Origin of the sequence: Prevotella amnii CRIS 21A-A, from assembly GCF_000177355.1 — a bacterium.
Classification (GTDB): Bacteria; Bacteroidota; Bacteroidia; order Bacteroidales; family Bacteroidaceae; genus Prevotella; species Prevotella amnii.
Genome location: NZ_ADFQ01000098.1, coordinates 23,779 through 39,234 on the forward strand (window position 1 = coordinate 23,779; position 15,456 = coordinate 39,234).

General features: G+C 33.2%; 11 protein-coding genes. 10 read left to right on the forward strand and 1 reads right to left on the reverse strand.

The genetic code is table 11. From position 1 onward, the window contains the following. Positions 1 to 5: 5 nt before the first annotated feature. Positions 6 to 2,195 (reverse strand): glutamine synthetase III family protein, encoded by a 2,190-nt coding sequence (locus tag HMPREF9018_RS09130; protein WP_008450838.1) that lies wholly within the window; start codon positions 2,193 to 2,195, stop codon positions 6 to 8. Positions 2,196 to 2,952: 757 nt separating this feature from the next. Here HMPREF9018_RS09130 and HMPREF9018_RS09135 point away from each other — a divergent pair. The 10 genes from HMPREF9018_RS09135 to HMPREF9018_RS09185 all read left to right on the forward strand — a co-directional run bounded on the left by HMPREF9018_RS09135 (position 2,953) and on the right by HMPREF9018_RS09185 (position 15,391). Beyond that, positions 2,953 to 6,180, forward strand: a complete 3,228-nt coding sequence (locus HMPREF9018_RS09135) for a SusC/RagA family TonB-linked outer membrane protein (protein WP_232724675.1) — start codon at positions 2,953 to 2,955, stop codon at positions 6,178 to 6,180. A 10-nt stretch (positions 6,181 to 6,190) separates the two neighbouring features. Next, the gene (locus tag HMPREF9018_RS09140) at positions 6,191 to 7,762 is read left to right on the forward strand and encodes a RagB/SusD family nutrient uptake outer membrane protein (protein ID WP_008450823.1); all 1,572 of its coding nucleotides are present in this window, start codon (positions 6,191 to 6,193) and stop codon (positions 7,760 to 7,762) included. A gap of 370 nt (positions 7,763 to 8,132) precedes the next feature. Continuing rightward, a complete protein-coding gene (locus tag HMPREF9018_RS09145; protein ID WP_008450847.1) occupies positions 8,133 to 8,954 on the forward strand; it encodes an ABC transporter ATP-binding protein in 822 nt (273 codons plus the stop codon). Between the two features lie 365 nt (positions 8,955 to 9,319). Then, positions 9,320 to 10,054, forward strand: coding sequence for a GIN domain-containing protein (locus tag HMPREF9018_RS09155; protein WP_008450839.1), 735 nt, complete (start codon positions 9,320 to 9,322; stop codon positions 10,052 to 10,054). A gap of 16 nt (positions 10,055 to 10,070) precedes the next feature. Beyond that, entirely contained in the window at positions 10,071 to 10,868 is a 798-nt protein-coding gene (locus tag HMPREF9018_RS09160; protein ID WP_008450853.1) for a hypothetical protein, read from the forward strand. 66 nt (positions 10,869 to 10,934) lie between these two features. After that, positions 10,935 to 11,321, forward strand: coding sequence for a GntR family transcriptional regulator (locus HMPREF9018_RS09165; protein ID WP_008450809.1), 387 nt, complete (start codon positions 10,935 to 10,937; stop codon positions 11,319 to 11,321). A gap of 103 nt (positions 11,322 to 11,424) precedes the next feature. Then, positions 11,425 to 12,039, forward strand: coding sequence for a DUF6621 family protein (locus HMPREF9018_RS09170; protein WP_008450818.1), 615 nt, complete (start codon positions 11,425 to 11,427; stop codon positions 12,037 to 12,039). Positions 12,040 to 12,092: 53 nt separating this feature from the next. Next, the gene (locus HMPREF9018_RS09175; protein WP_039864819.1) at positions 12,093 to 13,316 is read left to right on the forward strand and encodes a saccharopine dehydrogenase family protein; all 1,224 of its coding nucleotides are present in this window, start codon (positions 12,093 to 12,095) and stop codon (positions 13,314 to 13,316) included. A gap of 284 nt (positions 13,317 to 13,600) precedes the next feature. Then, positions 13,601 to 14,626 carry a recombinase RecA gene (recA, locus tag HMPREF9018_RS09180; RefSeq protein WP_008450821.1) on the forward strand — a complete coding sequence of 342 codons (1,026 nt, stop codon included), beginning with the start codon at positions 13,601 to 13,603 and terminating at the stop codon, positions 14,624 to 14,626. Positions 14,627 to 14,863: 237 nt separating this feature from the next. Continuing rightward, the gene (locus tag HMPREF9018_RS09185) at positions 14,864 to 15,391 is read left to right on the forward strand and encodes a membrane protein (protein WP_008450781.1); all 528 of its coding nucleotides are present in this window, start codon (positions 14,864 to 14,866) and stop codon (positions 15,389 to 15,391) included. The last annotated feature ends 65 nt before the right edge of the window (positions 15,392 to 15,456 follow it).

Consider the following 15,456-nt stretch of genomic DNA (forward strand, 5'->3'; position numbering starts at 1 on the left):
AATTATTATCTTATAAAAAGTAGTTCTCGATATTTGGGAAGTGTCCAAAGCTCATTGCTTACTATAAGTTCTAACTTATCTATTTGATAGCGTATTTCTTCCATCTTAGGTGCTATAGTGTCATGATATGCAATGGCTTTTTTGCGTTGACTTTCTATTTTGTTAGCAATCTTGCGTGTATTGACAAGTTCTTCTACATCTATTTCGATAGTTTTAATACGATTAGCAATATCTTTTATTATACTAATATTGCTCTCAGTAAGTTTTTTCCCTTCTTCTCCTCCAAATATATCCATCATGCTTTTAACGTTCTTAGCTAATAGCGTTTGATATTCAGTGGCTACAGGTATTATATGGTTCATGGCAATATCTCCTATGACACGTGCTTCTATCTGAATGCGCTTTGTGTAAGTTTCCCATTTCACCTCGTTACGTGCTAATAATTCGTTTTTCGTCATTACGTTTGTAAGCTCAAACATTTTAACACTTTCTTTATCAAGGTAACGATCGAAACATATAGGGCAGCTTGGTTCGCAGTCTAATCCTCGTTTATATGCTTCTTGCTTCCACTCTTCGCTATATCCATTGCCGTCAAATCGTATTGGTTTACATGTCTTAATGTCTTCACGAATAATATCAATGATGGCAGAAGTTTTATTCTCTCCTTTTGCTATGAGTGTATCTACGCGTTTTTTAAAGTGTATTAAGGCTTCAGCTACTGCAGTGTTTAGTACTATCATAGCCGACGCGCAGTTAGCTTCAGAACCAACAGCTCTAAACTCGAAGCGGTTACCTGTGAAGGCAAATGGTGAGGTACGGTTACGATCTGTGTTATCTATTAGAAGCTCAGGTATTTCAGGAATGTCCAGTTTCATTCCTTGTTTACCTTCAAAAGTGAATAATTCTTCTTTATCAGCCAGCTCTATATGATCAAGCAACTCTGTAAGCTGAGTACCTAAAAAGGAGGAGATGATAGCAGGAGGAGCTTCGTTAGCACCTAAACGATGGTCGTTAGTAGCACTCATAACCGATGCTTTTAATAACCCATTATGCTTATAAACAGCCATCAATGTTTCTACAATAAATACTACAAAGCGCAAATTGTCTTCTGGGGTTTTACCGTTACGATGTAATAAAACTCCGGTATCTGTAGTTAAGCTCCAGTTGTTATGCTTACCACTACCATTTATACCATTAAAGGGTTTTTCATGTAAAAGCACACGAAAGCTATGCTTATGTGCTATCTTTTTCATTAGCGACATAAGCAGCATGTTGTGATCTACAGCTAAATTACATTCCTCGAAGATAGGTGCTAATTCAAATTGTCCCGGTGCTACTTCGTTATGACGTGTCTTAACGGGAATGCCAAGTTGTAAGGCTTCTATCTCAAGGTCTTTCATATATGCCTGTACACGTTCAGGTATTGTACCGAAATAGTGGTCGTCCATCTGTTGGTTTTTAGCAGAATCATGCCCCATTAAGGTTCTACCAGTAAGTACTAAGTCTGGACGAGCAAAGAAAAGATCTTCATCTACAAGGAAATATTCCTGTTCCCAGCCAAGATTGGCATGTACTTGTTTTACATTTGGATCGAAATATTGACATACTTCTGTAGCAGCTTTATTTATTGCTCGAAGTGATTTTAGTAATGGTGCTTTATAATCTAAAGCCTCACCAGTATAAGAAATAAAAATTGTTGGTATACAAAGAGTGTCATCAATGATAAAAACCGGACTTGTAGGATCCCATGCAGAATATCCTCTTGCCTCGAAAGTATTACGTATACCGCCATTTGGGAACGAGCTGGCATCAGGTTCTTGCTGTACAAGGAGCTTGCCAGAGAAATCTTCCATCATACCTCCTTTGCCATCATGGACTACAAAAGCATCGTGCTTTTCGGCAGTACCTTCAGTTAAGGGTTGAAACCAGTGAGTATAATGAGTAGCACCATTATCTAAAGCCCATTGCTTCATACCTTGTGCCACTGCATCGGCTATGGAGCGGTCGAGCCGTGTACCATTATCGATGACATCTACTAACTTCTCATAAACCTCCAAAGATAGATACTTGTACATCTTTTCGCGATTGAAAACAAGCTTACCATAATACTCTGCTGGACGCATTTCTGGTACTTCTACAGGGAGGGGACGCTTCTTAAAAGCACGTTCTACTACGTTAAATCTTAAATTTGCCATGTTTTCTTACCTTGTGTAAAAATATTAGTTGCAAAATTACTAATAAATTATCTTTAGTAAGTAAAAAACTAACAGTTTTAATAATAACTATTTGTAGTGTTAAGGTGAGAGATAAGAAAGAATAGTTGGTTAAAAAAACTGTAAAAGTTAAATTTTCAGAACATAAAACGTCATCTATTAAAGATGAAAAGGTAATGTTTCAGGAATAAAAATAACTTATTTTTGATTCATTTTTAATCTATTTTTATAAGAAAAATAGCTTATTTTTACCATACTATAACCTCTTATTAATGGTAAAAAGAGTATGTTTTAGTCATAAAAACATGTTTTTTGTCTTAATAAATAATGTTGTTTTGCTTTAATATAAAGTGTTTTTGTGTGTGGTTATATATTTGTTTTTGTACATGTTTTTTTTATCAAAAATGTGAAAAAGCATGTAGAGATACTTTTTATTAAAAATGATATTTTCATGAAAGAAAGATTATATTTAGACGTTTTTTTTATATTATAGTTTTCTCTTTATTATTTTTTATTGAATAGATTTGTATGAAAATGTAACGATATGTAAGCTCTTTAATGAAGGGTAAAAAGTTAAAAATGGCTTTATAAAAGATGATATAAGACATGAAATTTTCATTAAATGTACTTTTTTGCATATAAAAGTGAAAAAATAGGTAATAAAATTTTGCAATTTAAAGATAACTATATATTTTTGCGAGCAGTAAATGTTTAATGTTTAATTTTTATCAAAAATCTTATGGCCAAAAGACTTTATATGATTTTTGCAGGTATTGCCCTAAGTACGGGTATAGCCTTTGCACAATCGCAGGTTACAGGTACAGTTGTAGATGATAAGGGTAATCCTGTCATAGGTGCCTCTGTGCGAGTATCTGGTACTCAAACAGGTTCTGTAACTGACTTAGATGGTAAGTTTGCTGTGTCTGCTCCTGCTAATGCACAGTTAGAGGTTACTTATGTAGGTATGCATCCTACAAAGGTAAAAGCAGGATCTAACATAAGAGTAGTTTTACAGAGTTATGATAAAGAGATTGACGAGGTGGTAGTTGTGGCGTATGGTACGGCTAAGAAACAATCTTTAGTAGGTGCTCAGTCGAATATCTCTGCTAAGCAGTTAGAGAATCGTCCTATTACTAATGTGTCTACAGCTCTTGCAGGTGCTGCTCCTGGTGTGCAAGTAACAACAGCTTTAGGTCAGCCTGGATCATCTTCAGGTGTTATGATTCGTGGTTTTGGTTCTATCAATGCTTCAAGTGATCCATTATATATAGTAGATGGTTCTGTTTATAATGGCTCTTTGGCTGATATTAATCCACAAGACATAGCAAGCGTATCTATTCTTAAAGATGCTTCAGCAACAGCTCTTTACGGTTCGTCAGCAGGTAACGGTGTAGTGCTTATAACCACTAAGCAAGGTAAGCGTAAGGGTAGTGCTCCTACGTTGACTTTTACTACGAGTCAAGGTATTACTCAGCGTGGTCAAGAGCGTTACAAAACGCTTAGTGTCAATCAGTATTTTCCTGTACTTTGGCAGCAGTGGTATAATCAGCATCAATTCGAAGAAGGCATGTCTAAAGAGCAAGCTGCATTATTGGCTAACTATGATATGTTTTTTGATTTCCGTGGTGATGTTTTTAATCCTTTTGCAGGCATTAAGACAGGAATTAGTTATGATGAAAGAACAAACACTTTTGGTACTACGCAAGATAAAACAAAATGGGTAGACGGAGTACCTCAAATAGTAATGCCAGACGGAACTCTTAATAAAGAAATAACAGGTCTTAAATGGGGTGATGATTTAGATTGGGAGAAAGCTCTTTTCAGAACAGGTTACAGAGGAGAGTATAACCTAAGTGGTTCGTATAGTAATGATAAGGTGTCTACGTTTATGTCTTTGGGGCATATTAAAGAGCAAGGTTACCGCAGAAATACTGAATATGAACGCACGTCAGGTCGTCTTAATTTAGACTATAATGTAACCAAATGGTTTGATTTAGGTGGTAATGTGTCGTTTGTACATGCAGCAAGCGTAGCACCAAAGCAGTCATCTGGTTATTTTAATGCTAACTCTTTTCATTTCTTACAAGGTATAGCTCCTTTCTATCCTATACATAAGCACGATCCTATAACAGGCGAATATGTATTAGATCCACAAACAGGTAAGAAGGTGTTTGACTATAATAATGGGCGTCCGTATAGCGCTCGTTTTAATCCCGTTTATGAAGGAGAGTTAGACCATTCTACTACTACTCGAGATATGTTAAGCTCTCGTGGGCACGCTACTTTTAAAATAATGCCAGAACTAAAGTATACGATTAATGCTGCATACGATCTTAGTATGATAAAAAAGAAGGTTAGATATAATAATATTATGGGCGACCAGCCTTCAGGATTACTTTCAATAGAAGATTTTGCTACCAGCACGCTTACTTTTAATCAGCTTTTAGAATACTCAAAAACCTTTGGCGAACATGATATTACAGTTCTGTTAGGACATGAGTCTTATAAGTATACTGCTACCGATCTTAATGGTGCAAAAAGGAACATGATGGTATTGGGTCTTGATGAGTTCTCTAACCTTACTAATATAGTTGGATTAGATTCATATACTGATAATTATAGGAAGGAAGGTTATTTCGGTAGATTAAACTGGGATTATAAACAGAAATATAATTTCTCAGCTTCTTATCGTAGAGACGGCTCTTCACGCTTTGCTCCTGATTGCCGTTGGGGCGACTTTTGGGCTGTTGGTGCAGGCTGGCACATAGGAAGAGAGGCTTTCATGAAAAGTACTTCTAAATGGTTAGACGACTTAAAGCTTAGAGCATCTATTGGTCAGACAGGTAATGATAACTTAGAGAAAAATTACTATGCTTATCAGACTTTGTATAGCTTTGGATCAAATAACCTTGATGAAGGTGGCTTAAGGCTTTATTCTTATGCCGACCCAACACTTCGCTGGGAGGCTCAAACAAGTTTTGATGTGGCTGTAGAATATAGCTTATTTAGTAGAGTATATGGTACTTTTGAATACTTTAACAAAGAGTCTTCTGACTTGATATTCCCTTATCCTTTAGCCAATTCGACTGGAGTTACTGAAATAAATAAGAATATAGGTAAGATACGTAACAGTGGTTTTGAGTTTGATATCAATGCTATACTTGTCAAGACTAATGATTTGTCATGGAAGATAAATCTTAATGGAACACACTTTACTAATACTATATTAAGACTTCCTAAAGAAAACCGCGAAAACGGTATAGAGTTAGATTATCAAAAATATATGGAAGGTGGTAGTATATACGACTATTATCTAAATGAATATGTTGGTGTAGATCCTGATGACGGTATGGCTATGTATCGTTTAGACAAAGAGCTTTATCCTAATGCTAAACCATTAGCAGCAGAGGGTGAGAAGGCTACTTTAACTAAGAACGGAGAATTAGCTAAAAAGCATTTTTGTGGTACATCTATTCCAGACTTGTATGGTGGATTTGGTACTACTCTTACTTGGAAGAATTTCGAGCTGGGGGTTAACTTCTCTTATCAGCTTGGTGGCAAAACATACGACTCTGGTTATGCTAATTTGATGGGACGCAAGCTACAAGCAGGCTCTGCTATGCATGTAGATATGCTTAAAGCATGGAAACAAAAAGGAGATATAACAGATGTACCTCGCTTAGATGCAGGGAATGGAGGACGATATGATGCTACACAAAGCGATCGTTTCTTAGTATCAAGCTCTGCTCTTATGCTGAAGAATATTAGCTTAGGTTATAATTTACCAAAGAGTTGGCTAAGTGCAGTTAATCTTAAAGGAGGAAATATTAGTATAGCTGCAGAAAATTTATTCTTATTATCTGCTCGAAAAGGACTTAATCCTATGGGACAGTTCTCTGGAATAGTAGGTGCAGCAGGATATGCTTACGCACGTACACTTACAGCAACTCTAACTATAACATTATAAAAGAATGGTTATGAAAAAAATATTATATACAGTATTAGGAACTTTGCTGTTAACAGTTAGCTCTATATCATGTTCTGATGATTTTCTTAATACAGCATCGAGTAAATCTGTGAACAAAGAGTCAGTGATAAAAGATGCCAGAAGCCTGCATGGTCTTCTCAATGGATTACATAATATGATGTATATGTATGATTGGAGAGATGATACACATTTTTGCGGTGTAGGGCATCGTAGTCTATGTGCACAGCTTGATATGATGGGAGATGATATGATTAATACTAATCCGGCAGGTTGGATGTCTATTTATCGTTATCAAGATCATATTAATCCTAATGGTGATATTAACGCTAAGGTATGGGATATGTATTATACTTTGATCCATCATGCTAATCTTTTGATATATGGTACTGAGTCGAATAAAAACATATCAGAGGAAGATAAAAATGTTCTTCTTGGTGAAGGATATGCATTTAGAGCTATGAGCTATCATATATTAGTTCAGCTCTTTGGACATCGCTATGTAGCAGGAGGGGCTAATGATTATTTGGGTGTACCATTACGTCTTTCTACCGACAGTATTGCTCCAATGGCTCGTAACACAGTTGCAGAGGTTTATGCTCAGATAGATAAGGATATAACAAAGTCGCTAAGTTATCTAAAGAATGTTCCTGATCGTGGTGTTAAAAATGTAATTTCATATTCTGCAGCTTTAGGTATAGCTGCTCGTATAGACCTAAGTAAGTCAGACTGGGAGAAGGCTAAGGAGCATGCAGATGAAGCTATAAAGCATACCTCTGCTACCTTGCAAAGTGGAAAAGCTCTCTTAGATGGGTTTAACAACTTAAATGCTTCTGAGTGGATATGGGGATATAGGCAAGCATCCGATCAAGATAATGGCTATTTTAGCTTCTATGCTAACTATTCATATAACTTTATAGGTTATAACCAAATCTTACGTTATGCTGTAAATAGAGATATTTACGATAAGATGGGAAAGAATGATGCTCGTAGAGGTTGGTGGGTAGCTTTAGATCAAGGCAACTCTATTCCTAAGGATGCTAATCCTCAATATTTCCCTAAGAATGGTAAATGGGAGATAACGGGGCAATCTATTAAGTTTAAAGCTAAGTCTGCAAATAATGGTATGGGAGATGCTCTGATTATGCGCTTGGCAGAATTATATTATATAAAGGCAGAAGCAGAAGCTCGTTTGCATGAAGATGACGCTGCACGTGAGACACTTAACACTATAATGAAGACTCGTGATCCTGATTATAACACAAAAGCATCTGGTGAAGAACTTATAGAAGAGATTATGAGGAATAAGCGAATAGACTTATGGATGGAAGGACAACGCTTCTTTGATATCAAGAGGCTCGGTATTGTTTTCGACCGTTCTAAAGCAAAAAACTTTAGTTATTTGAAAGAAAGTAATAGAGAAGCTGCACTAAATCGTAATAGAGGAGCTAATGCTCTTAATATTCCTAAGACTAAAGAAAGTGTTTATTGGCAATTTGCTATACCATATCAAGAAATAAAGGCAAATAAAGAACTAATAAAACAGAATCCTCTATCTGAATAAAAAATGAAAAGATTATAACAGAAAAGTTATAAAAGCATTTAAGTAAGTAGATTAATAATAATAATTGTATATTAAAGAGCTATATCTATCTATATATAAAGATAGGTGTAGCTCTTTCTATTTATAAAGCATTTTGTTGTAGATAATTTTTCCCTACATAACTTTAATAATAGAAATAACCAAACTATATAAAACACAATAATTTCCCTTTTTTACATATAAAATGGAGCTATAATGTTCTAAACTATTTTCTTTTTTTTTGAAAATTATTGTAGAAAAGTTTGGAGGATACTATTATTTATCTTACATTTGCAGTGTACTATTTATCTGGTACACTAATATTTTTAAATTTCTAAAACATAAGAGGCTTATGATAGAAGTATCTAATTTAACATTTAACTACTCAGGAAGTAAACACAAGGTGTTTTCTGACTTTAGTTTGCAATTGGCTAATAACCGTATTTATGGTCTATTGGGTAAGAACGGAACAGGTAAGAGCACTTTGCTTTACCTCATAGCAGGGTTGCTAAAACCTAAGAATGGTAGTGTGAAAGTAAATGGATATATAACAAAAAATCGTGATCCTGAGTTTTTGCAAGATATCTATATTGTGCCAGAGGAGTACGACTTACCCAATATGTCTTTAGAATCTTATATAAGGATTCATCAAGACTTTTATCCTAAGTTTGATAAAGAAGTTCTTAATAATTGCCTAAAAGACTTTGATATTACTGGTGAGATTAATTTTAAGCAATTATCTATGGGACAAAAGAAAAAGGTTTATATGAGCTTTGCTTTGGCATCATGTTGTAGCCTACTTCTTATGGATGAGCCTACTAATGGGCTTGATATTCCTTCAAAGGCTTCATTTAGAAAGGTAATAGCAGGTAATCTTTCTGACGATTCTTCACTTATAATATCCACTCATCAAGTACATGATATAGAACAATTACTTGATCATGTTATTATAATAAATCACTCTGAAGTGAGTTTAAATGCTGCGATAGATGAAATTACACAGAAATATAGTTTTGGTTATTGTCAACCAAGCGATATGAATAGTAATGTAGTATATGCAGAACCATCACTTCAAGGTAATGCCTACATATCTATTCGTGAGCAAGGAAAGGCAGAAACACAGATTAATCTGGAATTGTTATTTAATGCAGTAACACAAGGAAAGATAAAATAAAATAAGTTATTCTCATGAAAAATTTTTGCTTTTGGAATATAATCTTATTTGTAGGATTAGCTCTTATTACTTTAACTATGGTATAATGTGTAAAAAATAATAAAACTAATGATAAAAAAAACTTATATAATAGAAACAAATTCTTTCAACAAATTAAAGTTTGCTGACGCCGGAAATGTTTTTATTCATATAGGAAACAACAGTTTTATGAATATTACTATGATAGATAAAGATAATAATAGTCTTCTTGCTACTTGTTTAAAAGATAATGTTCTGTTAACATCTTATATAAACGATCAATATGATAAAGTTAATATAAGAAGTCAGGAAAATATAAATGCTAACGATCTATAAAGTTTAAATATATGAAACAATATATCTCACATGCTATAAGATTAAGTATATTTCTATTAGTTATAACTATAAGTAATAGTTCTTGTCTGAGAAAAAGAATTACTTATGGAAAAGTTGTTACTCATACTATGAATGTAAATGCTTTTGATAGTATGGAAGTATTTGGCAACGCTTCAGTTACTTTATTTCAAGGGAAAGAATATAAAGTAGTAGTAAAAGCTCCGAAGAAAGTGCAAAATTTAGTAAATGTAAGTGCGACAAAAGGGAAGTTGTTTGTAAAAGTAAACGATTTACCTAACAAAAATCCTATAATTTTTAATCGTAATACAAACCCTATTACATTAACAAAAGTTTTTGTTATAGTACCTTCATTAACAAATATTGATATATATGATAATGCTGATTTTAATATTAACAATCATTTTAATGCTAAAAAAATAGAATTTAAAGTATTAGATAATGCAACATGTAATGTAAAACAGCTTTATGCTAAGGAAGTAAAAGTAAGTGTTACGGATAATGCAGATGCTTATTTCGAACGCTTTAATGTTATTAATTCTGATATAAAAGTAACAAGTAATGCTGATATTGATATTAAATATATTGATGCTGAAACTTCTATAATATCAACATCAGACAATGCTTCTGCTATTTTAAATGGTAAAGTAAAGCAAGGTATAAAGACTTTCATGTCAGGAAATAGCAGTATCCAAAACAAGGTTAACAATCTTAGAGACAATAAATAAAAAGGAGGAATAGAAAATGAATACATTTAAAATAAACAGATTTTGGAAAGTATTTACGCGTCTTTTGTTAGTGCGCAGACGCGAAATGACAAAGTGGTTTCTTACTATGAGTGGCATTATGCTATTTATATTACTGGTATCAGCTCATGTTTGGGATTTCTCTTCTTATACAAAGACAGAATTGTTTTCTCATTATTTACCACCACTTAGTCCTATTGCATCAATTCTTCTTATATTAACGTTAAACTTTGGTTGTTATATAACTCATGATTTAGAGAAAAAACAAGCACGTATAAGTGAATTAATGTTGCCAGGGTCAAGGTTAGAAAAATATATTGCGCGTATTATCTATTGTTCAGTAGTATTTATGATTATAGTAGTACTTGCTTTAGGTTGTGCTGATTTTTTACAACAAAGTATCACTATGATTGTACATAGAGGTGTGAGAGTATCTATAATAGGAATATATTATGATGAATTTAGTAGAAATAATGATATTTGGACACTTCTTTTTATATATCCTTTTATTAATTCTGTTGCGATATTAGGAGGAGTAATTTTTCGTAAAGCAGCTTGGCTAAAAACGTGGATAGCTGTAGGAATAATTATGACGATTGCTTTGTTTGTTATATTTTTATTTATTACTTATATATATACAAAGACCAATTATGAAATTTATTCTCCTTTTTCTAAAGAGCAATTAAAGGCTATTGTTGATGTTATATTAGTTGTTGTAAGTTTTGTTTTATATTGGTTAGCATATAAGATTTATAACAAGATGCAAGTAATAAACAATCGATGGGTAAACTTATAAATAATAAAGATATAAAAAATCTTATATCTTATTGGCTTTTTATTAATGTCAGAAAGGAATGAAACTATGATATTTGACGAAACAAAAGCAATTTACGAGCAAATAGCAGATAGGCTTTGTAACGAAATAATAGCAGGAAAATATAAAGAAAACTATCGTATACCTTCAGTTAGAGAATATGCTATTACACTACAAGTGAATACAAATACAGCCGTAAAGGCCTATGAATTGCTATCAAGAGAAGAAGTTATATACAACAAAAGAGGATTAGGATATTTTGTTTCCACAGGTGCTCGTAAACAAATAATGAAAGTGCGTAAACGCGAATTTATGTCAAAAATGCTTCCTAATCTTTTTCATGAAATGCAACTATTGGGCATAACTGAGGAAGAGGTAAAAGCGCAATGGCAACAATTCTTAGTAAATAATGAAAAGAATAAAAATAAGCTATAATATAAAAGTTTTAAAAGGAAAAGGAATTATTAGATATATAATGAGTTAGCAAAAAATAATAATTTATTTTGTCTATTGTCTATTTTCGAGTATCTTTGTACCTATGAAAGCACTACAAGCAGATAAAATAAAATGGAGTGAAAATATTATTATTGCCGATGGTGATTATATAGATAGTGTAGCATTCGATCTTATTGTGAATTTTGAAAGAATGCTAAACCGTAAGATACCACCTGCTGACTTTAGTCAGTGGGCTGTAAACGTAGCATTAGATGGGAAAGTAAAGCCAAGCAAGAATGAAATCTTAGTAATATTGTTACATGATAAAAATAAAGCTATTCTTGAAAACTTTAAGCCTTCGTCGTATGAAAAGGATCTTAATAATAAGGCTTTTAAAGATAATCTGTTAGGAGAATTTGTTATAAACTCCATTCCTACTGGTGATGAAAACAATTCGAAAGAGGTAGTTCTTTATGATTTGTTGCAAACGTTTATTGTACATGAAGAAGTGAAACGTATTATGATAATATCAAATACAGAAGACGAAACGACATATAATGAAATTAAAAATATCCTCAAAAAGGTAGATGAAGACGAAAAACATATTACTGTTTTTACGATGCAACCAATGACAGGAGGACATTTTAGACAAGAGATCCTTGGTTATTCATTAATGAATGCTATGGGGATTAGGGCAGAAGAATTTAAAAAAGTATAAATAAAAGGGAAATAAAAATGAATAATATTCCAATAGCTAATCCACGAATTTTAATGATTGGTGCTGGTGGTGTTGCTACAGTAGCAGCATTTAAGATAGTTAAGAATATAGATATATTCGGAAAACTTATGATAGCCAGTAGACGTAAGGAAAAATGCGATAAGCTCGTTGATGCTATACATGCAAAAGGCTATAATATAGATATAAAAACGGCGCAGGTAGACGCTGACGATATAGAACAATTAAAAGTACTTTTTTCTGATTTTAAGCCTCATCTTGTAATAAATCTTGCTTTACCATATCAAGATCTTACTATTATGGAGGCTTGTTTAGCTTGTAAATGCAATTATCTTGATACTGCTAATTATGAGCCAAAAGATGAAGCACATTTTGAGTATAGTTGGCAATGGGCATATAAAGATAAATTTGAGAAGGCAGGTTTAACAGCTATCTTAGGTTGTGGATTTGATCCGGGAGTATCACAAGTGTTTACAGCGTATGCTGCTAAACATTATTTTGATGAAATTCATTATTTAGATATAGTAGATTGTAATGCAGGAAATCATCACAAAGCATTTGCTACTAATTTTAATCCAGAAATAAATATTCGAGAAATTACACAAAAAGGTCTATATTATGAAAATGGAAAGTGGATAGAAACCGCTCCTTTATCAATACATCAGGATATTACATATCCTAATATAGGGCCACGCGATTCATATTTAATGCATCATGAAGAATTAGAGTCGTTAGTAAAGAATTTCCCTTCTATTAAACGCGCTCGTTTTTGGATGACTTTTGGAAAACAATACCTTAATTACTTAGACGTTATTCAGAATATAGGAATGAGTCGTATTGATGAGATAGTGTTTGAGGCTCCTTTAGCTGATGGGACAGGAAAAACAGAAAGAGTTAAGATAATTCCTTTACAATTTTTAAAAGCTGTACTTCCTAATCCACAAGACCTTGGAGAGAATTATGATGGAGAAACATCTATAGGGTGTCGTATTAGAGGTGTTAAAAATGGCAAAGAGCAAACATATTATATTTATAATAATTGTAAGCATCAAGATGCTTATAACGAAACAGGTATGCAAGGGGTTAGTTATACCACAGGTGTTCCTGCCATGATAGGAGCTATGATGTTTGTGAAAGGAATATGGAGTAAGCCCGGTGTATGGAATCTTGAAGATTTCGATCCAGATCCTTTTATGGAACAGTTAAATAAGCAAGGGCTGCCTTGGTGTGAGGAGTTTGGAAAAGATTTAGAGGTATAATGCTCTATAATTATGTAAAATAATACTTATAAGCATATTCTTAGAAAAACTAATTTTAGGTATATATCTGTTTTGTTTTATAATTATGATATGCAAAATAAAATGAGAACTAAAATTAACCTCTAAGCTCTTTGTTGTAAATGTCTTATGAAAACTATATAAAAGAATATAATAGAAAATCATAACATATAGCTTTTAGATAAGAAGTAATAGATTTTATAATAGATGAAATAAATCGAACGATACAAGTCTTCTATATCTTTCAGCTTCTAAAAAAAAAAGAAATGGCAAAAGAAAATAACGAAAAAGAGAACTCTGCAGCTGAAGGCAAACTAAAAGCTTTACAAGCTGCTATGGCGAAAATAGAGAAAGATTTTGGTAAAGGTGCTATCATGAAAATGGGGGATAGAATTACAGAAAAGATAGATGTAATCCCTACAGGTAGTTTAGGCTTAGATGTTGCTCTTGGAGTAGGAGGTTTTCCGCGAGGGCGCATAGTAGAAATCTTTGGTCCTGAGAGTTCTGGTAAAACAACACTTGCTCTTCATGCTATTGCAGAAGCACAAAAACAAGGAGGTGTAGCAGCTTTTATAGATGCAGAACACGCATTCGACCCAACATATGCAGCAGCCTTAGGTGTAGATATTGATAATCTTTGGATCTCTCAACCCGATAATGGTGAGCAGGCATTACAGATAGCAGATCAGCTTATAAGTTCGTCTGCAGTCGACTTATTAGTAGTCGATTCTGTAGCAGCGCTTACCCCTAAAAAAGAAATTGAAGGCGAAATGGGCGATTCTGTTGTAGGGCTTCATGCACGATTAATGAGTCAAGCTTTACGAAAGCTTACATCTACTATTTCAAAGACAAACACCTGTTGTATTTTCATTAATCAGTTACGCGAAAAGATAGGTATGACATTTGGTAATCCTGAAACTACTACAGGAGGTAACGCCTTAAAGTTTTATGCATCTGTACGTGTAGATGTGCGTAAGAGTACACAAATAAAAGATGGAGATAATGTTTTAGGAAACCTTACAAAGGTGAAGATTGTAAAGAACAAGGTAGCTCCTCCTTTCCGTAAATGTGAATTTGATATTATTTTTGGTGAAGGTATTTCTAAATTAGGTGAGATTATCGATTTAGGTGTAGAATATGATATTATTAAAAAGAGTGGTTCTTGGTTTAGCTATGGTGATACAAAATTAGCTCAAGGAAGAGATGGTGTAAAGAATATGTTAAAAGATAATCCGGAGTTATCAGAGGAGTTAGAAAGATTAATAAAAGAGGCAATAAAGACAAGGAAATAACGAAATAAGGAAAAGAAAGAGGAGCTGGAAGTTATATCGGCAGATAAAAACGATATACTTTCAGTTCTTTTTTTTTATAAAAGTACTATTTATCAATACTTAAAAATACCTATTTTTCAGTATTGCAGCACTTATTATATAAAGATAACTTTGCACAGAATTTTACAATATAAGAATAAAATAAGAATAAAATCAAAACGAAAAGAATAGTTTTTTGCAATACTATTGTGTCTTACAATGAGTTCTTATGCGCAAGAGTATTTTCCTAATACATTAAAAAAGCATGAAAAAGAGGATTCTGCTAAAATGTTTTTAGGTGGTGCTATAACTTTTTGGGCTAATGATAAGACGGTTAAGCTTGATTTATGTCCTGAAATGGGTTATCAATTTAATGAGACATGGGGTATAGGATTACTCTTGGGTTATCAACATGAAAAAGAATATAATACTAATACCACATCTACATCTTTTAAGCTATCTCCCTTTGCACGTTGGTATTATGTCCATAAAGGTCCGTTTAACCTGTTTTTAGATGGTGGTGTAGCATTAGATTGGGATAAAACTAAACGCAAAGGCTTTGAAATAGGGTTGCGTCCGGGTGCTTGTATAGATCTAACAGAAGGTTTATGCCTTTGCTTAAGAATGGGATTTGCAGGCTTTCGTGATAACTATCATAGTGGGGAAGAGCCTAATATAGGTGAAAGCGGTTTTGGGTTACGTTTTGCACCTGAAGAGCTTATGATAGGATTGGAATTAGAATTATAAAACAAAAACTACATAAATAATTATATAGCAAAAGGCTGAGCATTGATAATTAACGTATGCTTAGC

Coding starts and splice junctions, on each gene's coding strand:
- HMPREF9018_RS09130 (WP_008450838.1), bottom strand. CDS start 2,195: ATGGCAAATTTAAGATTTAACGTAGTAGAACGTGCTTTTAAGAAGCGT.
- HMPREF9018_RS09135 (WP_232724675.1), top strand. CDS start 2,953: ATGGCCAAAAGACTTTATATGATTTTTGCAGGTATTGCCCTAAGTACG.
- HMPREF9018_RS09140 (WP_008450823.1), top strand. CDS start 6,191: ATGAAAAAAATATTATATACAGTATTAGGAACTTTGCTGTTAACAGTT.
- HMPREF9018_RS09145 (WP_008450847.1), top strand. CDS start 8,133: ATGATAGAAGTATCTAATTTAACATTTAACTACTCAGGAAGTAAACAC.
- HMPREF9018_RS09155 (WP_008450839.1), top strand. CDS start 9,320: ATGAAACAATATATCTCACATGCTATAAGATTAAGTATATTTCTATTA.
- HMPREF9018_RS09160 (WP_008450853.1), top strand. CDS start 10,071: ATGAATACATTTAAAATAAACAGATTTTGGAAAGTATTTACGCGTCTT.
- HMPREF9018_RS09165 (WP_008450809.1), top strand. CDS start 10,935: ATGATATTTGACGAAACAAAAGCAATTTACGAGCAAATAGCAGATAGG.
- HMPREF9018_RS09170 (WP_008450818.1), top strand. CDS start 11,425: ATGAAAGCACTACAAGCAGATAAAATAAAATGGAGTGAAAATATTATT.
- HMPREF9018_RS09175 (WP_039864819.1), top strand. CDS start 12,093: ATGATTGGTGCTGGTGGTGTTGCTACAGTAGCAGCATTTAAGATAGTT.
- recA (WP_008450821.1), top strand. CDS start 13,601: ATGGCAAAAGAAAATAACGAAAAAGAGAACTCTGCAGCTGAAGGCAAA.
- HMPREF9018_RS09185 (WP_008450781.1), top strand. CDS start 14,864: ATGAGTTCTTATGCGCAAGAGTATTTTCCTAATACATTAAAAAAGCAT.